Genomic DNA, 24,896 nt, shown 5'->3' with positions numbered 1-24,896 from the left:
GGGGGTTTTTGCTTTGGCGCGGCGGAGTATCACACCCGCGCCCTTCATGCCGTCATCCGCCGGTCCGCGACAGTCAGCGCAACGCCGGCCAGGCAGCAGCCTCCAACCAGCAATGCGGCTGGCACGGTGCCGTGCACTGCCAGTGAGCCGGCCGCAACCGGCATCAGCATCAGCACAGCCAGGTTGTTGATGCTTTCCGAGACGGCCAGAACCTGTCCCTTTGCCGCGGCAGCGCGCCGAGCCAGGATGGCGGTGCTCGATGGCGCCGCGATGCCGAGTGCCGCGCCCCATGCCAGCAGGCAGCCAAGCGACCCGGGCAACCCCATGATGGCTGTCGTGAACAGGGTCATGGCCACGGCGACAAGCGCGGTGGCCAACATCAGAACACTTTCCTCGCGCGCGAAGCATTGGCTGGCACGTCCTGCCAGCAGATTGCCGACGGCCAGGCCGAGGCCGAACACCGATAGTGCCGCGCCGACGCCGGCCACGCCGAGCCCGTAACGCAGCCGCAGCACTTCCCCCGCCAGTACATAGCCCGCCACGGCACTTCCATTCCAGGCGCCTTTCGCGATCAATGGCAGCAGGATGCTTGAAGATGTCGGGGTGTTCCTGAATTTTTCCTGGGAATCGCCGCTACGCGGCAGATTGTGTGGAAGTACATGGCAGCCGGCAAGAAAGGCTGCCAGGCAACCTCCGGCGGTGACAAGGAAGGGCGCGCGCCAGCCGAATCCGTCGGCCAGCACCCCGGCCACTGCCGGGCCTGCCGCAATGCCAGCGGTCATGCCCAGCATGACGCTGCCCATGGCGCCGGCCTGCCGCGCCGGGGGAACCAGATCCGCGATCAATGCGAAGACGGTGGGAATCGTGGCCGCGGCGGCGAGACCGCCGAGGATACGCAATGCCATGGCGGCATGCAGCGTAGGCACGAGCGTGAGGGCGATGCCATCCAGCGCGAACAGCAGCAATGCAGCCAGCAGCACGCGGCGCCGTCCGGCACGATCGGAGAACCAGCCCATCAGCGGCGCGGCGACGGCATAGGAAAGCGCATAGGCAGATACCAGTCCCGATGCGCGCGCCGGGGTGGTGGCAAAGGCGTCTGCAAGTGGCGCCAGCATCGGTGACAGCATGAATTCGGCAGCGCCGACCATGCATACGGCGAGGGCAAGCACGGGCAGCAGGCAGGGAGATGGCATGGGGAAGCCTCCTCGGACTTCAACATTGAGGGGACGTAGCGATACCGGCCGAGACGTGCAAAACGCGACGCAACAAGACGGCATCACCGGCTAACAGTGGGTAAATCCGGAAAATGAATGCGCCGCTGAGTCGGGCGCGAAGAGGGGGCGAGCGGGCACCGGGTACTGCGAGAATTGGCGATGTAGAAAGATCGCCAGGAAGTCGGGATGATTTTATCGTAATGCCGGCCTTAGGGTGACATGCCGCCGGTGCCAGGCCCCGGCGGCACGGCCGACAAGATCCTTAATCGGCTTCGATCTGCATCGACTTCAGTAGCGGCTGCCACTTGTCGCTCTCAGCCTTGAGCAGCGTGCGCAGGCCTTCCGGCGTCTGCTTGTCGACCGGCACGATTTCCGCACCCAGGCCATCGAGCTTCTTGATTACCACGGGATCTTGCAGCCCCTTCTGCAGCGCCTTGGTCAGCCGCGCCACCGCAGCGGGCGGCGTGCCCTTGGGCGCGTAGATGCCGTGCCAGACCTTGACGTCAAAGCCCTTGAGACCGCCTTCCTGCAGCGTTGGCGCACTGGGCAGCGCCTTGATCCGCGCCGGCGTGGTCACGCCGAACAGGCGCACGCGGTCGGCCTGGATATGCGGCAGCGTGGCCGTGGTCTGGTCGCACAGCAGGTCGACTTGGCCGCCCAGCAGCGCGGTCAGCGCGGGGCCGGCGCCCTGGTAAGGGATCGCATTGAGCTTGACGTGGACCGATTGCTCGAACAGCACGCCGCATAGCTGCGACACGGCGCCGAGCCCGGCATTGGCCAGCGACACCTTGTCCTTGTTCTGCGTCACGTAGCGGATCAGTTCCGGCACGGTCTTGGCCGGCAGGTCCTTGCGGCCCATCAGGGTCATCGGCACGTCCGCCACCTGGCCGAGATACTCGAAATCCTTCAGCGGCGCGTAGGACAGCTTCTTGTACAGTGCCGGCGCGGTCGCCATGCCGTTATGGTGGATCAGCAGCGTATAGCCGTCCGCCTGTGCGCGGGCGACAAAGGCGGCAGCCACGGTGCCGCCGGCGCCGGTGCGGTTTTCCACCACCACGCTCTGGCCGAGATCCTGCGACATCGCCTGCGCCAGTGTGCGTGCCACGACATCGGTCGGGCCGCCGGCGGAGTAGGGGACGACCAGCGTGATCGGCTTGCCGGGGTAGGCGTCAGCCGCCGCCGCGCCGCTTGTGCCAGCCAGCGCCGAGGCCATCACCATCACGCCCGCCAGCCATCGTGGCCCGGCGTGCAAATCCTTCGCATCCTTCATTGCTGTCTCCAGATTGGTGCCGCACCGTGAGTCCGGAGCGGCTTGTCGGGGTTGCGCGGCTAGCATGGGGGCATGCCGCAGCGACCACAATCTGGTTCTCGTGAAGGGTGCCTAATCCCCGATGAAAGATCAGGCCTGCTGGCCGTGGGGGGCGACCACGCGGTATGTGCTTTGCACGAAACCGCTTTCGTAGGTGGTGGTGCGCAGGTGAGCCAACTGGATGTCGTGTCCGGCATCTCCGAACAGCGGGATGCCATGGCCGATCAGCACCGGGATGCGGGTGATTGTCAGCGTATCGATCAGCCCATCGGCCAGGAAGGACTGGATCAGCTTGCCGCCGTCGACATAGACACTGGCGGCACCGGCCGCGGCCAGTGCCGCGGCGGCTTCGCCCACCGTGCCGCGCAGCAGGCGCACATCATCGGCCAGGGCTGGCGGCACGGCGTCGGCCGCCAGGGTGTTGCTCATGACCATCACCCGCTTGCCCGCATAGGGCCAGGGGTCGAAGGTCAGGACTTTCTCGTAGGTATTGCGCCCCAGCAGCAGCGTGTCGACCGACTGCATGTAGGCGGCGTAGCCGTGGTCGTCGGTGGAGGTGGTGGCGGACAGCAGCCAGTCCAGGTCGCCGTCGGCGCGGGCGATGAAGCCGTCGAGGCTGGTGGCGATAAAGACAGAGAAGCGCAGGTTCGGTGCAGTGGTCAAGACTCGCTCCGGGTCGGGGCGATCCGGGGAAGCTGCGGTCAGCCTGCCGGATCCGGGCCGCCATGCTAACCCGATTGTCCCGCCACTGCACCGCTCAGGCGACTTCGGCCACGCGCACTTCCACCAGCAGCTTCTTCAGTTCCGGCACGCACGAGCCGCAGTTGCCGCCGGCCTTGACGCAGGCGGTGATCTCCGCGGGCGTCTTCAGGTCGTGCTTGCGCACGGCGTCGCAGATGGTGTTGCGGCCCACGCCAAAGCACGAGCACACCGTCGGGCCGGTGTCGGCGCCTTTCTCCATCGGCTGGCCGAGCAGCAGGCCGATGCGGTCGGCGTCTTCCAGCCGCTCGCGGCCGAACAGGCCGGCGAGCCACGCGCGCGAGGGCAGCTCGGGCCGCGTCGACACGTAGACGCACGCTTCAAGCCGGTCGTTGACGACATAGCCTGCATGGTAGACGCCGGCGGTGCGGTCCTCGTACTCGAGCCAGTCGGCGTCCGGGTCGGTCACGCCGAGCAGCGCGCGGGCCCAGGTGGTGCGGTCGGCCACGGTGTCGCGGCCGGCGAATTCATAGCGCTGGAACTGGCGGCCCTGCACGCGCGTCCAGTAGGTCAGCGCTTCCGCGGGCAGCGCGCCGCGGCTCAGCACGAAGCCGTGCCAGTTCACGCCGAATGGCTCCACCCGCACCGGCGTGTGCTTGAACTCGGGCTCGCCGGAAACGGGATCGACCACGGGATTGACCAGTGCGCCGACGCGTGCGTCGGAGCTGAACTGGCCGTTCCAGTGGATCGGCACGAACACGCTGCCGCGCGGGATGCCGCCGCCATGGCGCACGCGTGCCACCATCGCGCCCCAGCGCGTGCTGACGCGCGCGAGCTTGCCTTCGCCCACGCCGGACAGCAGCGCGTCCTGCGGGTGCATGTCGACGAAGGGCTCGGGCAGGTGGTCGGCCAGCTTGGCCGACTTGCCGGTGCGCGTCATGGTGTGCCATTGGTCGCGCACGCGGCCGGTGTTGAGGATCAGCGGGAAATCGTCGTCGGGCGCGTGGGCCGGCGCGCGCGGCGGCGTAGCGACAATGCGGGCCAGGCCGTCGGCATGGGCGTAGCGCCCGTCGGCAAACAGGCGCTGCGTGCCGGCGCCGGCCGGAGCGCCCGCGGGCAGTGGCCATTGCACGGGCTCCAGCGCGTCATAGTGCGCCTGGTCCAGGCCGGCCAGCCCGCCGATGTCGAACACGCGCGGTGCGGCATCGTTGCGCCAGGCGCTCAGGCGCGCATGCTCGTCGAAAATCTCATGCACGCCCGCATAATCGAAGCCGTCAAAGCCCATGCGGCGCGCGACGTCGCACAGGATCTGCCAGTCGGCGCGCGCTTCGCCGGGCGCGGGCAGGAAGGCGCGCTGACGGGAAATGCGCCGTTCCGAGTTGGTAACGGTGCCGTCTTTCTCGCCCCAGCCCAGCGCGGGCAGCAGCACGTGCGCGGCGGCGTTGGTGTCGGTGCGCTCGATGATGTCGCTGGTGACCACCAGTTCGCACCTGGCCAGCGCGCGGCGCACCTGGTCGGCGTCGGGCAGGCTCACCACCGGGTTGGTGGCGATCACCCAGACCGCCTTGACGCGGCCGGCTTCGATGGCCTCGAACAGTTCCACCGCCTTCAGGCCCGGCCGGTCGGCCACCACCGGCGATTGCCAGAAGCTCTGCACGACGTCGCGATGCAGCGGGTTGGCCAGTTCCATGTGCGCGGCCAGCATGTTGGCCAGGCCGCCGACCTCGCGCCCGCCCATTGCATTGGGCTGGCCGGTGAGCGAGAACGGGCCCATGCCCGGGGCGCCGATGCGGCCGGTCAGCAGGTGGCAGTTGATGATGCTGTTGACCTTGTCGGTGCCGGCCGACGACTGGTTGACGCCTTGCGAGAAGGCTGTCACGGTCTTTTCGGTTTGCGCGAACAGCTGGTAGAACGCCAGCACGTCCTGCACGTTCAGCTTGCAGGCACGGGCCACGGCAGCGGGATCGGCGCAGGCCGCGTCCGCGGCCTGCAGGGCGTCATCCAGCCCCGCGGTGCTGGCGGCGACGAAGGCGGCGTTGGTGCGGCCTTCGCGCGCCAGGTAGCTCAGCAGCCCGTTGAACAGCCACACGTCGGTGCCCGGGCGGATCGCCAGGTGCAGGTCGGCCAGTTCGCAAGTGGCGGTGCGGCGCGGATCGATCGCCACGATCTTCATCTCGGGGCGCGCTTCCTTGGCCTGGGACAGGCGCTGGAACAGGATCGGATGGCACCACGCGGTGTTGGAACCCACCAGCACCACCAGGTCGGCCAGTTCCAGGTCTTCGTAGTTGCCCGGCACCAGGTCTTCGCCGAAGGCGCGCTTGTGGCCGGCCACTGCCGACGACATGCACAGGCGCGAGTTGGTGTCGATATTGGCGCTGCCGATGAAGCCCTTCATCAGCTTGTTGGCGATGTAGTAGTCCTCGGTCAGCAGCTGGCCCGAGACATAGAGCGCAACCGAATCCGGGCCGTGGCGGCGGACGATGTCCGAGAAGCCTTGCGCTACGGTGTCCAGCGCATGGTCCCACGAGACTTGCTGCAGGGAGCCATCGGTGCCGCGCACCTTGGGGTGGAGCAGGCGGCCTTCCAGGTCCACGGTTTCACCGAGCGCCGAGCCTTTCACGCACAGTCGGCCGTGATTGGACGGATGCTGCGCGTCGCCCGCGATCTCGACCTGGCCGTCGGCACGCACGGTGGCGCGCACGCCGCAGCCGACGCCGCAGTACGGGCAGGTGGTGGCGGTGGTGGTGGTCAGGGTCGCCGAGACGACCGGGATGTCGGACAGGTTCACGCGTTCTCCGTGCGGGGGCGTTGTATGGCTTACGGTGATGCTTATGCGGCGAGCGCTTCGCACTGCGCCTGACCGAACAGCAGGCGCTGGCGCAGCGCGCCCACCGGCGTGCGGCGCTGGATCATGTCGAAGTACCAGGGGCCGTCCTGCACGTCGCCGTACAGCACGGCGCCGACCAGATAACCGTCCTGCAGCACCAGGCGCTTGTAGACGCCGCGGCGCGGATCGCGCAGCACCAGGTCTTCGCTGCCTTCGGCGCCGATGAAGTCGCCGGCGGAGTACAGGTCCACGCCAGTCACTTTCAGTTTAGTCGCGGTGGCCTGCTGCACGTAGTGGCGATGGCCGGCGCCGGCGAGGTGCGCGGCGCACACGCGCGCCTGATCCCAGATCGGCGCCACCAGGCCGAAGGTGGCCTGGCGATGCTGCACGCATTCGCCCACGGCGTAGATGCGCGGATCATAGGTCTGCAACGTGTCGTCGACTACGATGGCGCGCTCGCAGTGCAGGCCGGCGCCGGCGGCCAGCTCGATATTGGGGCGCACGCCCGCGGTCATCACCACCAGGTCGGCGGGGATCTCGCTGCCGTCCTTGAAGCGCACGCCGGTGACGCGGTCGGTGCCGAGGATCTCCGCGGTCTGAGCGCCCAGCAGGAAGCGCAGGCCCTTGCGTTCGAGCGCGCCCTGGAGCAGCGTGGCAGCGGGCTTGTCGAGCTGGCGCTCCATCAGGCTGTCGGGCAGGTGCACCACGGTCACGTCCATGCCCTGGCGCAGCAGCCCGTTGGCGGCCTCCAGGCCGAGCAGGCCGCCGCCGATCACCACCGCATGGCGGTGGTCGCGCGCGGCTTGCTGCATGGTCTCCACGTCCTGGATATCGCGGAAGGCGATCACGCCGTCGAGCTGGTGCCCCGGCACCGGCAGGATGAAGGGCTTGGAGCCGGTGGCCAGCAGCAGGCGGTCGTAGCGCACTTCGCGGCCGGAGGCCGAGCGCACGATGCGGCGCGGGCGGTCGATGGCCACCACCGGATCGCCGGCAAGCAGTTCGATGCCATGCTCGGCGTACCACTCGCGCGTATTCAGCATGATGTCCGCCACTGTCTTCTCGCCGGCCAGCACCGGCGACAGCAGGATGCGGTTGTAGTTGCCGTGCGGCTCGGCCCCGAACACCGTGATGTCGTACAGGTCCGGGGCGAGCCTGAGCAGCTCCTCCACAGTGCGCATGCCGGCCATGCCGTTGCCGACGACGACCAGGCGCGGGCGGGCTTGGGGGTTGGCGGAAGGCGTCATGCCGGCATCTCCGTTGGCGTGGCTTGAGGACAGGGGGAACATCAAATGGGCGCCGGTGTCAGGCGGCGAGTTCTTCCTCGGCCTCGCTCACGGCCACGCCGGCGGCGATCCAGACCTTGCCGTCATAGACGCGTGCGGCATAAGCGTTGACCGAATGTTCGGGGGCTTCCAGGCACTCGCCGGTGCGCAGGTCGAAGTGATGCTTGTAGATCGGCGAAGCCACCACCAGGCGCTCGCCCAGGTTGCCGACCAGCCCGCGCGACAGTACCGCGGCCTGCGAGTTGGGATCGAAGTTGTCGATGGCGTAGACCTCGTCGCCACGGCCGATGCGGAACACGGCGACCTGCTTGTCGTCCACCAGTGCGCACACACCAGTATTGGGCACGATATCGCGTACGGTGCAGACGGCGGTCCAGGTTTCGGGATGGTGGGGATGGCTCATCACGTTCTCCTTGTTTGCGGGCACGGTCAGGCTGCTTTCGCGGGCATGGACACCACGGGGATGTGGCTCAGGCGGGAACGATGCAATTTCCGTTCCTCCGGCGTGGCCGGGCGGATCTGCCCGCGCTCTTCGATGAAGGCAACGTTGTCGTCGCGGCGGTCGCTGTTGACGAAGTGGCGGAAGCGCTTGCGCGTCTCGGGATCGGTCACGGCCTTCTTCCACTCGTCTTCGTAGGTGTCGACCACGTGCTGCATCTCGGCTTCCAGCTCGGCGGCGAGGCCCAGCTTGTCGTCCAGCACCACGGCCTTGAGGTAATCCAGGCCGCCTTCCAGGTTGTCGCGCCAGACGCTGGTGCGCTGCAGGCGGTCGGCGGTGCGCACGTAGAACATCAGGAAGCGGTCGATGTAGCGCACCAGGGTGTCGTGGTCGAGGTCGCTGGCCAGCAGCTCTGCATGTCGCGGCTTCATGCCGCCGTTGCCGCACACGTACAGGTTCCAGCCCTTGTCCGTGGCGATCACGCCAACGTCCTTGCCCTGCGCCTCGGCGCATTCGCGGGTGCAGCCGGACACGCCGAACTTGATCTTGTGCGGTGCGCGCAGGCCCTTGTAGCGGTTCTCCAGCTCGATCGCCAGGCCCACCGAATCGCCCACGCCATAGCGGCACCACGTGGAGCCCACGCACGACTTCACCGTGCGCAGCGCCTTGCCGTAGGCATGGCCCGATTCAAAGCCGGCGGCGATCAGCTCTTCCCAGATGAAGGGCAGTTCCTCGGCGCGTGCACCAAACAGGTCCACGCGCTGGCCGCCGGTGATCTTGGTGTACAGGCCGTACTTCTTGGCGACCTGGCCGACCGCGATCAGGCCCTCGGGCGTGACTTCGCCGCCCGGCATGCGCGGCACCACCGAGTAGGTGCCGTCCTTCTGGATGTTGGCCAGGTAGTAGTCGTTGGAGTCCTGCAGGCTGGCGTGCTCTTCCTTGAGCACGAACTCGTTCCAGCACGAGGCCAGGATGCTGCCCACCGCGGGCTTGCAGATGTCGCAGCCCATGCCCTTGCCATGCGCTTCCAGCAGCGCATCGAAGGTCTTGAACTTGCCCACGCGCACCAGGTGATACAGCTCCTGGCGCGAGTACGGGAAGTGCTCGCAGAGATGGTTGTTGACGGCCATGCCCTGCTTCTTCATTTCGGCCTTCATGATCTGCGTGACCAGCGGCACGCAGCCGCCGCAGGCGGTGCCGGCCTTGGTGCAGGTCTTGAGCGCGCCGATGCTGGTGGCGCCGTCGCACACGGCGCCGCAGATCTCGCCCTTGGAGACGTTGTTGCACGAGCAGATCTGGGCGGTGTCGGGCAGGGCATCGGCGCCCAGCGCCGGCTTGGCCTTGCCGCTGCTGTCGGGCAGGATCAGGAACTCGGGGGACTCGGGCAGCTCGATCTTGTTCAGCATCATCTGCAGCAGCGTGCCGTACTCGCTGGCGTCGCCGATCAGCACGCCGCCCAGCAGGTACTTGCCGCAGTCGGACACCACCAGCTTCTTGTAGACCTCCTTGCGGTCGTCGCTGAACTGGTAGATGCGGCTGCCGGGCACGGTGCCGTGCGGATCGCCGATGCTGGCCACGTCCACGCCCATCAGCTTGAGCTTGGTGCTCATGTCGGCGCCGCCGAACTCGGCGGCTTCGCCCTGCAGGTGGCGCACGGCGACGCGGGCCATGTCGTAGCCCGGCGCGACCAGGCCGTAGATCTTGCCTTGCCACAGCGCGCATTCGCCGATGGCGTAGATGTCCGGGTCGGAGGTGCGGCAGTTGTTGTCCACCGCGATGCCACCGCGCTCGCCGACGTTCAGGCCGCTGGCGCGGGCCAGTTCGTCGCGCGGGCGGATGCCGGCCGAGAACACGATCATGTCGGTGTCGAGGTGGGTGCCGTCGGCAAACACCATGCGGTGGGTGCCGTCTTCGCCGTCGATGATCTCCACCGTGTTTTTGCCGGTATGCGCGGTCACGCCCAGGCCATGGATCTTCTGGCGCAGCATGCGGCCGCCGCCTTCGTCGACCTGCACCGCCATCAGGCGCGGCGCAAACTCGACCACGTGCGTCTGCAGGTCCATGTCACGCAGCGCCTTGGCGCACTCCAGGCCGAGCAGGCCACCGCCGACCACCACGCCGGTCTTCGAGCGCGCACCGCATTCGCGCATCGCTTCCAGGTCTTCGATGGTGCGATAGACAAAGCAGTCCTTGCGGTCCTTGCCCGGCACCGGCGGCACGAAGGGGTAGGAGCCGGTGGCCAGGATCAGCTTGTCATAGGACAGGGTCTCGCCGGTCGACACCTTCACCGTGCGCGCGGCGCGGTCGATCTCAACCGCACGCGCGTTCAGGCGCAGCAGCATGTTGTTGTGCTGCTCGAAGAAGCCGGCGGGCACCAGCGACAGGTCCTCGGCTGACTTGCCGGCGAAGAATTCGGACAGGTGCACGCGATCGTAGGCGGGACGCGGTTCTTCGCACAGCACGGTCACTTCCACGTTCTGCGCGCCGGCTTCCGCCAGGCATTCCAGGAACTTGTGACCCACCATGCCGTGGCCGACGATGATCAGTTTCATGATGCTTTCCTTGTCCGGTAGTCAGTCTTTGCTGCTTGTGTTGTGCTGTGGGGCGCGATGCAGGGGATTCAGTTGGCCAGCGCGCTGTCGTACAGCGCCTGCTCCTGGGCCTTGTGCTCGGCGCTGAAGCGGATGGCGATGGCGCACAGTGCGGCGATGGTGGCCAGCACGCCCAGCACCGTCAGCGTGTGCTGCAGGTCGCCCAGGCCCTTGAGCAGGAAGCCCGCGGCGACGGCGCCCACGTTGCCGCCCGCGCCGATGATGCCGGCCACGCCGCCCAGCGCCTTGCGGTCGATAAAGGGCACCAGGGCGTAGGTCGCGCCGCAGGCCATGTGAGTGAACAGGCCGAACAGCAGCATCGCGACCACGGCCAGCGTCACGCTGCCGGCCTGCGCGAACCACAGCAGGCCCAGGCCTTCGCCCAGGATCAGCACGAACAGCAGCGTGGCGCGTGCGTCCAGGCCGCGGCGGCGCGCCGCCTTGTCCGACAGCCAGCCACCCAGGGCGCGGGCAAACAGCGCCAGCAGGCCGAAGCTCGCGGCGGCCATGCCGGCGGCCTTCAGGCTCAGGCCGAACCGGTCGACGTAATACGAGGCGGCGATGTTGTGGATGAAGATCTCCACGCCGAAGCAGGCGCCGTAGGTGATGAACAGCAGCCACACGCGATAGTTGGCGCTGGCGGCGCGGAAGCTGGCCCAGCCGCCGCCCTTGCCACCGTCCTTGCCGGTGATGGCGATGCCGCGGGCGCGCAGGTCAGAGTAGTTGCCGTCCGGGCAGTCCTGGGTGAAGCGCCAGTAGACGACGGCCATGATCAGCATCAGCACGCCCGGCACCAGCAGGGCGAAGCGCCAGCCGAACGCGTGGTCGGCGCCGAGCATCAGCACGGCGGCCAGCAGCAGCGGCATGATGGCCTGTGCGGCGCCGCCGCCGGCATTGCCCCAGCCGGCCGCGGCCGCGTTGGCGGTGCCGACCACGTTGGGCGCGAACATCACCGAGGTGTGGTACTGCGTGATCACAAAGCTGGCGCCGACTGCGCCGATCAGCAGGCGGAAGATCAGGAAGGTCTCATAGTTCTGTGCCAGCGCCACGCCCAGCACCGGCAGCGCGCCCAGCGCCAGCAGGCCGGTATAGGTCTTGCGCGGGCCGAAGCGGTCGCACATCGGGCCAATCACCAGGCGCACCAGGATGGTCACCGCCACCGCAGCGATATTGATGTTGGCGATCTGGCCCGGGGTCAGGCCGAACTCGCCCTTGAGCACAGGCATCAGCGGCGCGCAGGCAAACCACGCAAAGAAGCAGACGAAGAACGCCATCCAGGTCAGGTGGAAGGCGCGCATCTGCGGGGTCTTAAAGCTCAGCAGCTCGATGCGGGTGGCTTTGGCGGTCATCGTCCTTGGCTCCAAAAAACAAATGGCGTCCCGCAGACCAGGCCGCTCAGGCCAGTTCAGGGGACGCCGTTGTCCTGACAGCCACTACATGGGATAGGGGCTGCGTATGTGGGGTGGGCCGGTCGCCGTTGACGGGCCCGTACCCTGTTACGCAAGGGGTGTGCCAGGCCGGTATGTGACGGTGAGTGGGGGTTTGTTGCGCTGGGGTGCGGCGAGTGATGCCGGGATGCGCTGTGGTGGGGCGGCCGCCGGGCTGGCGGCACACTCATGGTGCAGTGCGGTGGGCTGCGCTGGTGCGATGCAGCACCGCGCTTGGTGCTACTGGTCCGAAGCCGGGGAGTGGGCGTTGACGGGGACGATCCGCATATCGCGCGGCGATACTTCCACGCCGTCCTCGTCGACCAATGCCGCGCGCACCAGCTTGCCGCTGGCGCGCGAGCGGATCTGCACCGGGCCTTCGCCGGCAGGCGTCATATGGCCGTCGCCCCACTGCATCAGGCCGACCAGCACCGGCAGCAATTCCACGGCGGCGCGGGTGGGGCGGTATTCGAAGCGTTCGCGCTCGCCGGGCTCGCGGTAGCCGACCTTGCGCAGCAGGCCGGCGTCGGTCAGCGTCTTGAGGCGCGCGGACAGCACCGCCGGCGAGCATTCCAGCCGGCGCAGGAAGTCGTCGAAGCGCGTCACGCCGTGGAAGACGTCGCGCAGGATCAGGATCGTCCACTTTTCGCCAATCAGCGACAGCGTGGCGGCAATCGAGCAGTGGCGGAGGTCGGACGCATTGAGGGTCATGATGCCGGCAAGCATAGCACGCTGACTTCATTTGCAAAAGTCAGGTTATCTCCTATACTCTGACTACAAATTATGAATCCAGATGGTGCCAGGATGGAAGATCAAGGCGAAGCCCGCACGGGCAAGGCGGAAAGCTGGACGGTGGGACGGGGCGTGCAGGTCACGCTGCGCTTCACGCGGCCACAGGATGGCGGGGCGCTGCGCGCACTGGTGGACGGGCTCTCGCGTGAAAGCCGCTACTTCCGCTTCCTGACCGGCGGGCGCGTGGTGGACGGGATTGTCGACGGCCTGGCCGCGCCCGGGCCGGGCGGCGTGGCGCTGGTGGTCGAGGCGCCGGACGAAGATGGTGTATCAGCCATTGTCGCCAGTGCGGAATACGTGGTGTCCGGGCAGGTCGGGGAATTTGCCGTGGTCGTTGCCGACGGCTGGCAAGGGCAGGGACTGGGGCGGCGCCTGATCGCCAGGCTGTGCGAGCTGGCCCGCGCGGCCGGCCTGCGCACCCTGCGCGGCGACGTGCTCAGCGAGAACCGCCGCATGCTGGCCATCCTGCGCGGCCTCGGCTTTGCCAGCCGCCGTAATCCGGAGGACAGCTACCTGCATGAAGTCACGCTGGCGCTTGGCCAGCCGGCGCGCAGCCCACAGCGGCTGCCGGCGGACTGGTTCGGCGCGCACTGATCAACTGGCTTCGCGCTTGCCGCGCGAGGTCATGGTGCAACCGACCGAGGCAGTGATGATGCTGGCGATCGCCAGCCATTGCAGCGCGCTCAGCTGTTCATGCAGGAACGCCAGGCCGGCCAGCGCGCCCATCGCCGGCTCCATGCTCAGCAGGATGCCGAAGGTGCGCCGGTGCAGGCGCTTGAGCGCCACCATCTCCAGCGAATAGGGAATCGCGCTCGACAGGATGCCCACCGCCAGCCCGAACAGCAGCAGCGTCGGGCTGAACATCGCGGTGCCCGCATGCGCGAGCCCGAACGGCAGCACCACCAGCGCCGCCATGGTCAGCCCCAGCGAGGTGGCCTGCCCGCCGTGGGCGTTGCCCGCCATCTGCCCGAACACGATATACAGCGCCCAGCCCACGCCCGCGGCCAGCGCATAGCCGATGCCCACCGGATCGAGCGTACCGGCGGCATCGCCCACCGGCAGCAACAGCAGCAGCCCGGCCACCGCAAAGGCGATCCACAGGAAATCGATCGCGCGCCGCGACGACAGCACCGCGACCGCCAGCGGCCCGGTGAACTCGATCGCGATCGCCAGCCCCAGCGGGATGGTGCGCAGCGACATGTAGAACAGCAGGTTGGTCGCGCCCAGCGCCGCGCCGTACAGCGCGATCGCGCGCGCGTTGGTTCGCGTCAGCGGGATGCGCCACGGGCGCCAGACGCACAGCAGGATCAGCGCGGAGAAGCTCACCCGCAGCGCCGTGGTGCCCTGCGCCCCGAGCGCCGAGAACAGGCTCTTGGCAAAAGAGGTGCCGATGCACAGCGAGGCCATCGAGCCGGTCAGGGCCAGCACGGCGAGCAGGGTCGAGCGACGGTGGGCGGCGGTTTGCGGCAATTTGGGGATCCTGTTTTTTGGCGTGGCCTGTGCAATGCTGCCGCATCATGCGGCAAGCACGGCGCGGGCGCCATATACAGGTGTGAACCAGTGGCTCAGTACAGTTGGCCGTGCCCCGAGTACGCCCGCTGTTCAGTGGTCCCGTACCGCCGCCTTGCGCCGCTTGCCGGGTTTGCTGGCGCAGTCCGGGCAACGCCCCAGCAGGGTCAGCTCGTGGTGCTCCACTTCGAAACCCGGTGGCGTGATCTCTTCCAGATGCCCGGGGCACCCTTCCAGCGGGAAGACGCGGTCGCACGACAGGCACTGGAAATAGTGCCGGTGGGTCGCGGCACCCGGCACTTCCGACAATTCATAGCGGTCCGGCTGGCCCGGCAGTTCGACGGCATGCACCTGCTCGCCTTCCACCAGCGCGCGGATGTTGCGATAGACCGTGGCCAGTCCCAGTGAGGGCACCTGGCGCTGGGCCGCGGCCAGGATCTCGGTCGGGCTCAGGGGCCGGCCGGCTTCGCGCAGCGCGTCGATGACGGCGCCGCGTTGACGGGTCATGCGTTCCATGCCTAAAATCTTAATGAGAAATTATTATCATTAGTGGGTCGCTGCGGTTTGCCAGTCGGATGGCCGCCGCCGCGACTCGTTTTTATTGGGGTGTTCCTTATGCTGCTTGCGCAGCTCAGCCGTGCCCGGCGCCGCGCGCCGTTTTCGTTCCTGCCTGTTGTGCCAGAGCTGCGCCCGGTCCAGGCGCGTTCATTGCGGCCGGTGGCCGCCCTGATGCTGGCGATGTCCGGGCTGGCCGAGGCCGCGGATACCGCCGAGGCCTCCGATATTACGCTGCCGGCGGTGTCTGTGGTCGGCACGGCCTCCGCATCATACAACCCGCCCGACGCCTCCGGCGCGACCCGCACCGACACGCCGCTGCGCGAAATTCCGCAGTCAGTGCGCGTGGTGCCGCGCGCCATGCTGGACGACATTGCCGCGACCCGTTTCGACCAGACCTTCGACTATGTCAGCGGCATTGCGCGCCAGAACAATTTCGGCGGCCTGTGGGACAACTTCGCCATGCGCGGCTTCACCGGCCATGAGAACACCGGCGCGGGCTACCTGGTCAACGGCTTTGCCGCCAACCGCGGCTATACCGCGCCGATGGATGCGGCCACGATCGAGCGCGTGGAAGTGCTCAAGGGCCCGACGTCATCGCTGTACGGCACCAGCGAACCGGGCGGCACCTTCAACGTGGTCACGCGCCAGCCGCAGTTCCGGGCCGCGCAGCGCTATGGCTTCGAGCTTGGCACGCGCGACGGCTATCGTGCCACGGCCGACGTCACCGGCCCGCTCGGCGAGAACGTGGCCGGCCGGCTGATCACCGTGGCCGACCACCAGGGCAGCACGCGCGACTACATCAACAGCCAGCGCTACCTGGTGGCGCCGTCGTTCACCTGGACGCTCGGTAACGACACCGTGCTGCAGTACGCCGCCGAATTCCAGCGCTACACCACGCCGATGGACCGCGGCGTGGTGGCCGTCAACGGACAGCTGGGCCGCATCCCGCGCTCGCGCTTCCTGGGCGAGCCCGGCGACGGCGACATGCGGCTGGACAGCCAGTCGCACCAGCTCAGCGTTGAGCACCAGTTCAATCCAAACTGGAAGGGCAGGCTCGGCCTGTCGTACCGCGGCGGCGCACTGACGGGGCATAGCAGCGAGGCGACTTCACTGGCCGCCGATGGCCGCACGCTCTGGCGCCAGCGCCGCTACCGCGACTTCCAGTCGGACGATGTCTCGCTGCAGGCCAGCGTGACCGGCAAGTTCAGCACCGGCCCGGTCGGACATGAACTGCTGATGGGGGTGGATGCCTACCGCTTCGGCAATACCATGGCGATCCTGCGCAAGAACCCCAGCGCCGCGGCGCCGTACGCGATCGACATCTACGAGCCGGCCTATGGCCAGCCGGCGCCGCCGATGCCGTGGAACATGGACACGTACGAGCGCCAGCGCAATCTCGGCGCCTATGCGCAGGACCAGCTGAGCCTGGGCGAGCGCTGGCGCGTGCTGGCCGGCGTGCGCTTTGACGCCTTCGAGCAGTCGCTGGACAACCACCTGCGCGGCACGCGCACCACGCAGCACCAGAACGCGGTGTCGCCGCGCGTGGGCGTGAGCTACCTGGCCAGCCAGAACGTGTCGCTGTTTGCCAATGCCAGCCAGTCATTCCGTCCCAATGCCGGCGCCGACGCCGCGGGCCAGCCGTTCGACCCCGAGCGCGGCCGCGCCGTGGAGGCCGGCATCAAGTACGACAGCGACGACCGCCGCACCGGCGCCACGCTGGCCATCTTTGAGATCCGCAAGCGCAATGTGCTGGCCACCGACCCGTCCGATCCGTCTTTCTATATCGCCGCCGGAGAAGCGCGCAGCCGCGGCCTGGAGCTGGACGTGGCCGGGCAGCTTGGCAGCCACTGGCGCGTATCGGGCAGCTTTGCGCTGACCGATGCCGAGATCACGCAGGACACGCGGCTTGCCGCCGGCACGCCGCTGTCCAACGTGCCGCGCACCAGCGGCAGCGTGCTGGCGGTGTACGAGGATGCCGCGCCGGTGGGCCAGCGCTATGGCGTTGGTGCCGGCCTGCGTTACGTGGGGCGGCGTCCGGGCGATGTGCAGGACAGCTTCTCGCTGCCGGCCTATGTGCTGGTGGACCTGCATGGCTACTGGCAATACAGCCGCAACTTGCGCGTGTCGCTCAACGTGGGCAACCTGTTCGACAAGACCAATTACGCCAGCTCGTACAGCAGCCTGTGGATTGCGCCGGGCGCGGGCCGCAGCGTGCGGCTGGGCGTGCAACTGAGCTATTGACGATGCTGCCAGCCAAGGTGCGCACTGCCGCGCCCCTGTCTTCTCCGACAGTCTTCCCTTCTGCCGCGGTCGCGCGGCCGGCCGGCGGCCGGCTGCTGTCCATCGACGCTCTGCGCGGACTGGTGATCCTGATCATGCTGCTGGACCACGTGCGGGACATGTTCTTCCTGCACGTCCAGGTGGCCGATCCCATGGATGTCGCCACGACCTCCCCGGCACTTTTCTTCAGCCGGCTCGCCGCGCATCTGTGCGCACCGGTTTTCATCTGGCTGGCCGGCGTATCGGCGTGGCTGTACGGTGCCGCCGGCCACGACCGGCGCGCCGTCAGCGCCTTCCTGCTCAAGCGCGGCGTGTTCCTGGTGGTGCTGGAGGTGACGCTGGTCGGCTTGGCCTGGACCGGGACCTTGCCGCCGCAGGTGATCTACCTGCAGGTGATCTGGGCCATCGGCCTGAGCATGATGGCGCTGGCGGCACTGGTGTGGCTGCCGCGGGCGGCGCTGATTGCCGCGGGCATTGCGCTGGTGGCCGGCCACAACCTGCTGAGCCCGCTGCATTTCCCCGTGGACAGCGCCTGGCACGTGCCCTGGGCCATCCTGCACGACCGCACCTGGATCGAGTTGACTGACGGCTTCAGGGTGCGCACCTCATACCCGGTGCTGCCGTGGATCGGCGTGATCGCGCTGGGCTATGCGGCGGGGCCTTGGTTTGCCGCCACGGTGCCTGCCGGGGTACGGCAGCGGCGGCTGGCTGGATGCGGGCTGGCGGCGCTGGCAGGCTTTGCGGTGCTGCGCGCGCTGAACGGCTACGGGCAGGAGCAGAAGTGGCTGTCGGGCAGCGACGCCTTGCATACCGCGATGAGCTTCCTCAACGTCACCAAATACCCGCCGTCGCTGCTGTTCCTGCTGTTGACGCTGGGCGTGGGCTGGTTGCTGCTGGTGTGGCTGGAGCGTGCGCAGGACGGCTGGATCGCGCGTCGCCTGGCCGTATTCGGGGCCGTGCCGATGTTCTTCTACCTGCTGCACCTCTACGTGCTGCAGGGGCTGTACCAGGCCTGCGTGCACCGCTGGGGCCTGAACCAGGGCAAGGTGTTCGGCCTTGACCACGTCTGGCAGCTGTGGCTGGGGGCGGCCGTGCTGGCCCTGGCGCTGTGGCCGGCGGTGCGCTGGTTCGCGGCGCTGAAGGCCAGGCGGCGGGACTGGCGCTGGCTGAAGTACTTCTGACCAGCGCCTGGGTCCCGTTCGCCCCGGCTCAGCGCGGCGTAGCCGCGACGGGTGCCGGCTGTGCCGCCGCCGGGGATTGCGCCGGAGCCTGAGGTTGCGCTGCGGCCTGGGGCTGGGCTGCTGCCTGAGCCGGTGCCACGGCTTGAGTCTGTGCGGCGGCCTGGGGCTGCGCCACGGCCTGGGGCCGCACTACGGCTTGGGGTTGTGCCACGGCTTGAGGTTGCGCTACGGCCTGAGGTTGCGCCACGGCTGGAGGCTGCGCCACGGCTTGAGGCCGTGCCACCGCCTGGGGCTGTGCCGCGGCTTGAGGCCGCGCGGCGGGTGCCTGGCGTGCGCCACCATTGGCCGCCGGGGCGGCCTCGGTCACCTCGCGCCAGCCGCCGCCCAGCGACTTGTACAGCGATACGCGGCTGGTCAGGCCGGCCAGCTTGTACGTGATCAGCGCCTGCTGCGCGGTGTAGAGCTGGCGCTGCGCGTCGAACACGCCGAAGTAGTCGTCCACGCCGTTCTTGAAACGCATTTCCGACAGCCGCCGGGTCTCGCTGCCTTCGCGCACCAGGGCTTCCTGCGCCTGCACCTGGCGCTCATAGGTGGCGCGTGCCGCCATGCTGTCGGCGACCTCGCGGAACGCGGTCTGGATGGTCTTCTCGTAGTTGGCGACGTTGATGTCCTTGCGCACGTTGGCCGCATCCAGCCCGGCCCGGTTGCGGCCGGCGTCGAAGATCGGCACGGTCAGCTGCGGCGCGAACACCCATGCCATGCCGCCGGAGAACAGCCCCGCCAGGCTGCTGCTGGCCACGCCCAGCGCGCCGGTCAGCGAGATGCGCGGGAAGAACGCCGCGCGTGCCGCGCCGATATTGGCGTTGGCCGCCTTGAGGCGGTGCTCGGCGTTGAGGATGTCGGGGCGGCGCACCAGCACGCTGGACGGCAGCCCTTCGGGGAACTCGCTCACCAGGGTGCGCGCGTCCAGCGGATCTCGCGCGGCCGCGTTGGCGTTGGCAGTTGCCGCGCCGGCATCGGTCACGGATTTCGGCAACGGGCCGCCGATCAGCAAGGACAGCGCGTTCTCATCCTGCGCCACCTGCCGCGTGTATTGCTCAACGCCCACCTGCGAGGTCTGCACCTGGGTTTGCGCGCGATGCTGGTCCAGTTGCGCCATCGCACCGACCTGGCGCCCGCGCCGCACCATCTCCGCCGCGTCCTGCTGCGTCTTCAGCGTGTCCTGCGACAGCTTCAGCAGCGCGCGGTCGGCCAGCAGCGTCAGGTAGGCGTTGGCCACCTCGGACACCAGGCTGATCTGCGCACTGCGGCGCGCTTCTTCCGTGGCCATGTATTCCTCGAGCGCGGCATGCTTGAGGCTGCGCACCCGGCCGAAGAAATCAAGCTCGAACGCGGTGAAGCCGATGCCCGCGTTGTAGGTGGTGATCTGCGGCGACTGGCCCGCCGCGCGCAGCCGTTGCGGCAGCCGCTGCGAGACCATGCCGGCATTGCCTTCCACCGTGGGGAACTGCGCCGCGCGCTCGATCTGGTACAGCGCGCGCGCTTCGTCGATGGCAAGCGTGGCCATGCGCAGGTCGCGGTTGTTGGCCAGCGCCAGTTCGATCAGCTGGCGCAGTTGCGGGTCGACGAAAACATCGCGCCATCCCAGGTCCGCGGCCGAAGGGCCGGCGGGTTGGGCCGGCTGTCCCGGCTGTGCCGCACCGGCCTGCGGGGTCCGGTAGGCAGCGCCCTCGGGCCAGGCCGACGGGACCGGCGCGTCGGGGCGCTGGTACTGCGGCTCGAGCGTGCAGGCCGCAAGGGCCAGCACGAGTGCGCCGGGCAGCAGCAGGCGCGGCGGGGGCAGGGTACGGGGGCGTGGCAGGCTTCGCATGGATGGTTCCGGAGAGTGGTGATTGTTATCAGGCATGGTTCAGCCCAGCAGCGCGCGCCGCACAAAGCGCGACAGCGCCAGCTTGGGCTGCCCCTGCCGGGCAATGTTGTGTGCGGGATCGGTGAACAGCAGCCGGATCAGCGCGTGGCGCGCCGCCATGCCGGCGTTCAGGGCGATGCCCAGCAACTGGCCGTCGCGGCGCACCACGCGGCACGGGATCCAGCCGGTCTGCGCCAGCCACAGCGCGCCCTCGGTGCCGGCGGGAATGGCCGGCGCCAGCGGCGTGATGACGGCCACGCCGTTGCAGGAAAGATCCCTGGTGGTGACGCGGTATTCCTTGCCATCCACGCGCAGCAGCGCTGCCGCGCGGTGCGGGAAGCGCTCTTCCTTGCGCGGGCGCGGCAGTTCCACGCAGACCAGCAGCGAGGCCAGGTACAGCATCAGCGCCACCCCGGTCCAGATGGTGTTGAAGGCGAGACCTTGCGCATCGGGGTCCACCACCAGGGCGCGGCCCAGTCCCAGCGCGGAGAAGCCCAGCAGCCCCGCGTACAGCGCCGCGAACTTGCCGTGGATCACCAGCTTGGAGCGGTCCAGCCCCTTGTTGGTCACCTTGAACGGCCGCCCGAACGGCTTGAACATCGCGCTCACCAGCGATGCGGTGACGGCCAGCGCCGCCACGATCTGCGTGACTTCGGTGAAAATCGGCAGCGCGCGCTGGCCGGTGATCCAGATGCTGTACGCCCAGTACGCCACCAGCGCCGGCAGGCCGTAGGCGAGGAACTGCAGCGGCTCGCCGTACAGCGTGGAGACGCCGAGGTACCAGTACAGCAGCGGCCCCGCCAGCAGCATCAGCGTGAATGGCCGCGACAGCCAGTGCAACAGACCGTGCACGTAGTGCAGCCGCTGCATCCCGGTGTAGCCGCGCCCGCGCAGCGGCCCGTCCGCGGTCAGCGCCACCTGGATCGTGCCCAGCCCCCAGCGGCTGCGCTGGCTGATGTACTCGGGCAGCCCTTCGGCTGACAGCCCCACGCTCAGGCGCTCGTTGAGCCAGCGCGTGATATAGCCGTGCGGCAGCAGCCGGTAGGTCAGGTGGATGTCCTCGGTCACCGTGCCGGTGGGGAAGCCGCCGATCAGGTCGATCAGGTCGCGCCGCACCACGAACGAGGTGCCAATGCAGAACGCCGCGCCCCAGGCGTCCTTGGCCGGCTGCATCACGTCGAAGAAGGCGCGTTGCTCATCGACCCAGCATTCGGTGGCGCGCAGGTTGTACTGGATCGGATCCGCGTTGTAATAGAACTGGGGTGTCTGCACCACGCCCACGCGCGCATCGCTGAACAGGCCCACGGTGCGCAGCAGGATATTGCGATGCGGCGCGAAGTCGGCGTCCAGCACCAGGATGTAGGGCGCGCCGCCGGCCGCGGCGCTGTGGCGCAGGCCGTTGTTGAGATTGCCGGCCTTGGCGTGGGCATTGTCCGGGCGCGTCACGTAGTGCGCGCCGACGCGTTCGCAGAACTCGCGCAGCCAGTCGCGGCGGGTGTCGTCCAGCACCCAGACGCGGAAGTCCGGGTAGTCGATCGCCAGCGCCGAGACTATGGTCTTCTCCAGGATGTCCAGGCCTTCGTTGTAGGTGGCGATGAAGATGTCCACCGGCGGCACCTGCCTGGCGCGGCGCAAGGCGGCCTCGCCCGCGTCGGCGTCGGGGGTGTGGTTGCTGGTGCGCGCCAGCACCACGATCGACAGCAGCGTATAGGCCAGCGTCATGCATTCGAAGGCAAAGAACACATGGGCCCACACGCTGGCGAAGGTCATCTGCCAGTCGGGCAGCGTTTCGCGGATGCGCCAGGTCAGGTACACCGCCAGCAGCAAGGCGGTGACGCCGCCGAACAGCACACGGTCCGCCGGCCGGTCTTGCCGGCACAGCATCGAGAGCAGCACCATCGCCAGCAGCACGCCGCCGTTGATGACCAGCAGCGTCTGGTTTTCCAGAAACAGGGCGAACATCGTCACTCCTTGGCGGCGGTGTTGGTAGGGGCGGTTGCCGGTGCCGCGGCCGCAATGGCCGGCGGCGGGCAGGACGGTTCCAGGCATCCGCCCGGACGGAAGGGGTTCCAGCGCGCCGCGGCCAGCACGGCCCATGCGGTGGCGCCCAGGTGGGGCAGGTGGAAGTAGTGGAAGTCTTCCGTGGTCGAGGTTGGCCCGATCGACAGCCCGGTGCTGATGCGCGCCTCGGGCGTGGCGTAGAGCATCCCGGACGGCGCCCGCTGCGACAGCAGCAGCTGCCACAGTGGCTGCGCCTGTTGCGCCTGCCCGGCGGCCTGCAGCACCAGCGCGGCCTGCCCGGTGCCTTCGGTCCAGATGCCGTCGGGGCCGCCCTTGAAGCCGTAGCCCGCGCCGGCGCGGTGCTTGGCCTCCACCCACGCCAGGTTGCGGCGCCAGTCCTGCGGCGGGTCCGGGATCGCGATCAGCGGCCACAGCACCGCATCCAGCGCGGACGGGCCGGCGTTTGGCGCGCGCCCATCGTCGCGCGTGCCGATGATGAAGCGGCCCTCGCGCGCCTGCCACATGGCGCCGACAAAGCCGCGCGAGCGCGCCGCGCCATCACGCCAGCGCGCATCGTTGCGCTGGCTGGCGAGCCAGCTGAAGGCGGCATAGGTATCGACGTTGTGCTCGGTCGATTTCCAGCCCTGGCGGGTTTGCTTCGGCTCATGGCCGAAGAAGCCGCCGATATAGCCGGCGGGCGCGCCCGTGTCGGGCACGGTGGCATGCACCCAGCCCATCAGCGCGGCGGCGCCCTCCAGGTAGCGCGCATCGCGCGTGGCGTCATGCACGGCCAGCAGCAGCAGCGCGGCCCAGGCCACGTTGCCGGTGGCGGTGCCGGCCTGGTAGGCATCTTCAAACCATCGCTTGCTGGGCTCGTCCCACCAGCCTGGCAGCGGCACCGGGCCGGCCGGCAGCGGGCCGGCGCGGTAGGCGTTGCGCAGGCGCGCATCGCGGAAGTGGCGGTCCTGGCGGGTCGCCTGCAGCACGGCGTCGGCAATGCGGCGCGCTTCGGCGGGACGCTTGCAGGCCACCAGCGCGATGCCGGCGAGCGCGTTGTCGTAGACGAAGGCGGCATTGCGCAGCGCCCCGGCCAGCGGCTCTCCGCCCGGCGCCGGCTCATAGCTGGCGAGAAACAAGGGGCCGTTGCCGCTTTCACGGCTGACGCGCTCGGCCAGTGTCTTGCAGCCGTCGGCCAGCAGCGTCTGCTGGGCAGGCTCGACGGCGCGCGCCGCGCCTGGCGCCAGCGCGAGCACGGCGGGAAGCAGCGCGCCGGCAACCAGGCGGGGCAGGCGTGCAGTCGGGATCGGTAGTCGCATCCGGGTCTCCTTTGCCTGCGTCGGCAGTTATATCAGCGATGCCCGCAGCTGGCCCAGCCAGCTCTGGTTCAGCGTCACGCGCGCCCAGCGGCCCATGCCGCAATGGCCGGACTGGGTTGGCCCTGCCGCTGCCCGTACTGCCGCCCCTGACGCCGCACCAGTCTTGCCGGGCACGTTGCCCAGCGGGCGGTCGAGCTTGGCGATCACATAGATCTCGTTCTTCTCGATCGGCGGGAATGGCACGAAGTAACGCGCCTGATCGCCGTCCGGCGCGCGCGGCAGCACCTCTGCCACCGATGCCGGCAATGCCGTGGGCACGCCGTCGACATTCACGTTCAGCCGGGCACCGGGCAGCAGGTTGTCGCTGAGGCTGCGCGGGAACACCGCCACCACGCGCGCCTGCGCGCAGTTGCTGGCGCGCGCCAGGGTGGCGCCGGCGGCCACGCGCATGCCAGGCTGCGCGATCAGGTCTTCGATGGTGCCGGGCTCGGCTGAGCGGATCTCCAGGTTGGAGAGCCGGTCGAGGCGTTCCTGTTCCGTGGCGATCATCTCGTCGACCGACTTGCCATAGGCCTCCAGTTGTTCCAGCTCTGCCGTCAGCTGTGCCGATTCCGCGCCCAGTACCTGGCGCCGCTGGGCCAGCGTGGCGCTGGGGCCGTCGGTGGACGAGGCATAGACCTTGTTGCGCGCGGCCTCGCTCACGCTGACGGCGTTATCGAGCTCGGCCTTGGCCGCCGCCTTGGCATTGGTGAGCATCGACAGCTGGTAGCGCGAGGCATTGGTGTAGGCCTCGCTGACGGCCCCGGCCCACTGCATGCTCTGGTTGCGGTTGACCACTTCCTGCTGCTGGTCCTCCTGTGCCCTGGCCGATGCCAGGCGCGCCTCCAGGGCGCGCACGCGCGCCCCGTGCTCGCGTTGCGCAGCGCTGTTGTAGCGCTGCAGGTCCTGTTCGGTCGCGGCCATCAGCCGGCGGTTGCTTTCAAGCCGGGCGCGGGCGGAGTCGTGGCGCTGCTGGTTGTCGAGCTTCTTGCCGGTCAGGTCGACCAGCAGCGAACGGTCGATGTTCGGGTTCTGCACGACCATCAGCGCCTGGTTGGCCGAAAACGGCTGGCCCGCGGCCACCATCTGCTTCATCACGATGCCTTCCACGGGCGAAGTCACCAGGCTGACCGGGCTGTTCACCACGGCCCGCTCCGACGAGCGAGTAAACACATTTGGAAACATGATTGTCAGCACGGCCCAGATGATGAACAGCACCACGCCGTAGCCCGCCATGCGCGGCACGATATGCCAGAGCGGCACGGGAACGGGCTGCGGGCGTTGCACCAGGCCGTCGCCGTGGGGCTGGCGCAGCGGAGCCGGTGTCAGCGGGTGTTGTCTGGGTGGCGGATTATTGCGCTGGTCGCCCATGGTGGTGTTCTCCGGCAAGCAAAGTCAAAAAGCATCCCCGCCGGCTGCACATGGTGCAGTCGGTCGAGCGTATTCGCAGGCAAGCGGGTGGCGTCGCGCAAGGGCTGTCGCGCGATGCCCGGCTTGCAAGTCCCCAATTCAGCTTGTTGTC

18 protein-coding genes are annotated in these 24,896 nt (G+C 68.6%); 3 read left to right on the top strand and 15 right to left on the bottom strand.

Translation table 11 applies throughout. The annotated features are described in order from the left end of the window. Nucleotides 1–44 precede the first annotated feature (44 nt). The 9 genes from CF68_RS13430 to CF68_RS13390 form a co-directional block, all read right to left on the bottom strand. Complete coding sequence (locus tag CF68_RS13430; RefSeq protein ID WP_235205763.1) at nt 45–1,148, bottom strand: MFS transporter; 1,104 nt, start codon at nt 1,146–1,148, stop codon at nt 45–47. Nucleotides 1,149–1,476: 328 nt separating this feature from the next. Further along, complete coding sequence (locus tag CF68_RS13425) at nt 1,477–2,484, bottom strand: tripartite tricarboxylate transporter substrate-binding protein (RefSeq protein WP_035819522.1); 1,008 nt, start codon at nt 2,482–2,484, stop codon at nt 1,477–1,479. Between the two features lie 129 nt (nt 2,485–2,613). Then, nucleotides 2,614–3,186 carry a dihydrofolate reductase family protein gene (locus CF68_RS13420; RefSeq protein ID WP_235205762.1) on the bottom strand — a complete coding sequence of 191 codons (573 nt, stop codon included), beginning with the start codon at nt 3,184–3,186 and terminating at the stop codon, nt 2,614–2,616. A gap of 94 nt (nt 3,187–3,280) precedes the next feature. Next, nucleotides 3,281–6,010 carry a nitrate reductase gene (locus CF68_RS13415; RefSeq protein ID WP_035819520.1) on the bottom strand — a complete coding sequence of 910 codons (2,730 nt, stop codon included), beginning with the start codon at nt 6,008–6,010 and terminating at the stop codon, nt 3,281–3,283. Nucleotides 6,011–6,051: 41 nt separating this feature from the next. Then, a complete protein-coding gene (locus tag CF68_RS13410) occupies nt 6,052–7,293 on the bottom strand; it encodes an NAD(P)/FAD-dependent oxidoreductase (RefSeq protein ID WP_051591524.1) in 1,242 nt (413 codons plus the stop codon). A 58-nt stretch (nt 7,294–7,351) separates the two neighbouring features. Next, nucleotides 7,352–7,735, bottom strand: a complete 384-nt coding sequence (nirD, locus tag CF68_RS13405) for a nitrite reductase small subunit NirD (protein ID WP_035819518.1) — start codon at nt 7,733–7,735, stop codon at nt 7,352–7,354. A 26-nt stretch (nt 7,736–7,761) separates the two neighbouring features. After that, nucleotides 7,762–10,323 (bottom strand): nitrite reductase large subunit NirB, encoded by a 2,562-nt coding sequence (gene nirB / locus CF68_RS13400; RefSeq protein ID WP_035819516.1) that lies wholly within the window; start codon nt 10,321–10,323, stop codon nt 7,762–7,764. A gap of 68 nt (nt 10,324–10,391) precedes the next feature. Continuing rightward, on the bottom strand, nt 10,392–11,711 hold the full coding sequence (locus CF68_RS13395) for an MFS transporter (RefSeq protein WP_035819513.1): 1,320 nt from the start codon (nt 11,709–11,711) through the stop codon (nt 10,392–10,394). 318 nt (nt 11,712–12,029) lie between these two features. Next, a complete protein-coding gene (locus tag CF68_RS13390) occupies nt 12,030–12,515 on the bottom strand; it encodes a helix-turn-helix domain-containing protein (protein WP_035819511.1) in 486 nt (161 codons plus the stop codon). Nucleotides 12,516–12,593: 78 nt separating this feature from the next. On the opposite strand from CF68_RS13390, the gene CF68_RS13385 reads away from it, so the two are divergent. Further along, a complete protein-coding gene (locus CF68_RS13385; protein WP_035819509.1) occupies nt 12,594–13,175 on the top strand; it encodes a GNAT family N-acetyltransferase in 582 nt (193 codons plus the stop codon). Here the strand turns inward: CF68_RS13385 and CF68_RS13380 are convergent, their stop codons facing one another. Together CF68_RS13380 and CF68_RS13375 are read right to left on the bottom strand one after the other, a co-directional pair. Then, complete coding sequence (locus CF68_RS13380; RefSeq protein WP_035819508.1) at nt 13,176–14,051, bottom strand: DMT family transporter; 876 nt, start codon at nt 14,049–14,051, stop codon at nt 13,176–13,178. Between the two features lie 132 nt (nt 14,052–14,183). Then, nucleotides 14,184–14,606: a Fur family transcriptional regulator gene (locus CF68_RS13375; RefSeq protein WP_035819506.1), complete on the bottom strand. Its 423-nt coding sequence runs from the start codon at nt 14,604–14,606 to the stop codon at nt 14,184–14,186. Nucleotides 14,607–14,705: 99 nt separating this feature from the next. On the opposite strand from CF68_RS13375, the gene CF68_RS13370 reads away from it, so the two are divergent. Both CF68_RS13370 and CF68_RS13365 read left to right on the top strand, forming a co-directional pair. Next, complete coding sequence (locus CF68_RS13370; protein WP_035819504.1) at nt 14,706–16,889, top strand: TonB-dependent siderophore receptor; 2,184 nt, start codon at nt 14,706–14,708, stop codon at nt 16,887–16,889. 2 nt (nt 16,890–16,891) lie between these two features. Further along, nucleotides 16,892–18,109 carry a DUF1624 domain-containing protein gene (locus CF68_RS13365; protein WP_035819501.1) on the top strand — a complete coding sequence of 406 codons (1,218 nt, stop codon included), beginning with the start codon at nt 16,892–16,894 and terminating at the stop codon, nt 18,107–18,109. Between the two features lie 28 nt (nt 18,110–18,137). On the opposite strand, the gene CF68_RS13360 is transcribed toward CF68_RS13365, so the two are convergent. Genes CF68_RS13360 through CF68_RS13345 form a run of 4 tightly spaced genes read right to left on the bottom strand, consistent with a single transcriptional unit; the run spans nt 18,138 to nt 24,745 of the window. After that, complete coding sequence (locus CF68_RS13360) at nt 18,138–19,970, bottom strand: efflux transporter outer membrane subunit (protein ID WP_369798869.1); 1,833 nt, start codon at nt 19,968–19,970, stop codon at nt 18,138–18,140. 48 nt (nt 19,971–20,018) lie between these two features. Further along, on the bottom strand, nt 20,019–21,980 hold the full coding sequence (locus CF68_RS13355) for a glycosyltransferase (protein ID WP_035819499.1): 1,962 nt from the start codon (nt 21,978–21,980) through the stop codon (nt 20,019–20,021). 2 nt (nt 21,981–21,982) lie between these two features. Next, the gene (locus CF68_RS13350) at nt 21,983–23,335 is read right to left on the bottom strand and encodes a hypothetical protein (RefSeq protein ID WP_035819498.1); all 1,353 of its coding nucleotides are present in this window, start codon (nt 23,333–23,335) and stop codon (nt 21,983–21,985) included. A 27-nt stretch (nt 23,336–23,362) separates the two neighbouring features. Then, the gene (locus CF68_RS13345) at nt 23,363–24,745 is read right to left on the bottom strand and encodes an HlyD family secretion protein (protein WP_035819496.1); all 1,383 of its coding nucleotides are present in this window, start codon (nt 24,743–24,745) and stop codon (nt 23,363–23,365) included. Nucleotides 24,746–24,896: the final 151 nt, after the last annotated feature.

Origin of the sequence: Cupriavidus sp. SK-4 (assembly GCF_000611125.1) — a bacterium.
Classification (GTDB): Bacteria; Pseudomonadota; Gammaproteobacteria; order Burkholderiales; family Burkholderiaceae; genus Cupriavidus; species Cupriavidus necator.
Note: the sequence above shows the minus strand (reverse complement) of the source record. Positions and strands in the feature narration are given on the sequence as shown.

Coding starts and splice junctions, on each gene's coding strand:
- CF68_RS13430 (WP_235205763.1), bottom strand. CDS start 1,148: ATGGTCGGCGCTGCCGAATTCATGCTGTCACCGATGCTGGCGCCACTT.
- CF68_RS13425 (WP_035819522.1), bottom strand. CDS start 2,484: ATGAAGGATGCGAAGGATTTGCACGCCGGGCCACGATGGCTGGCGGGC.
- CF68_RS13410 (WP_051591524.1), bottom strand. CDS start 7,293: ATGACGCCTTCCGCCAACCCCCAAGCCCGCCCGCGCCTGGTCGTCGTC.
- nirD (WP_035819518.1), bottom strand. CDS start 7,735: ATGAGCCATCCCCACCATCCCGAAACCTGGACCGCCGTCTGCACCGTA.
- nirB (WP_035819516.1), bottom strand. CDS start 10,323: ATGAAACTGATCATCGTCGGCCACGGCATGGTGGGTCACAAGTTCCTG.
- CF68_RS13395 (WP_035819513.1), bottom strand. CDS start 11,711: ATGACCGCCAAAGCCACCCGCATCGAGCTGCTGAGCTTTAAGACCCCG.
- CF68_RS13390 (WP_035819511.1), bottom strand. CDS start 12,515: ATGCTTGCCGGCATCATGACCCTCAATGCGTCCGACCTCCGCCACTGC.
- CF68_RS13385 (WP_035819509.1), top strand. CDS start 12,594: ATGGAAGATCAAGGCGAAGCCCGCACGGGCAAGGCGGAAAGCTGGACG.
- CF68_RS13375 (WP_035819506.1), bottom strand. CDS start 14,606: ATGGAACGCATGACCCGTCAACGCGGCGCCGTCATCGACGCGCTGCGC.
- CF68_RS13370 (WP_035819504.1), top strand. CDS start 14,706: ATGCTGCTTGCGCAGCTCAGCCGTGCCCGGCGCCGCGCGCCGTTTTCG.
- CF68_RS13365 (WP_035819501.1), top strand. CDS start 16,892: ATGCTGCCAGCCAAGGTGCGCACTGCCGCGCCCCTGTCTTCTCCGACA.
- CF68_RS13355 (WP_035819499.1), bottom strand. CDS start 21,980: ATGTTCGCCCTGTTTCTGGAAAACCAGACGCTGCTGGTCATCAACGGC.
- CF68_RS13350 (WP_035819498.1), bottom strand. CDS start 23,335: ATGCGACTACCGATCCCGACTGCACGCCTGCCCCGCCTGGTTGCCGGC.
- CF68_RS13345 (WP_035819496.1), bottom strand. CDS start 24,745: ATGGGCGACCAGCGCAATAATCCGCCACCCAGACAACACCCGCTGACA.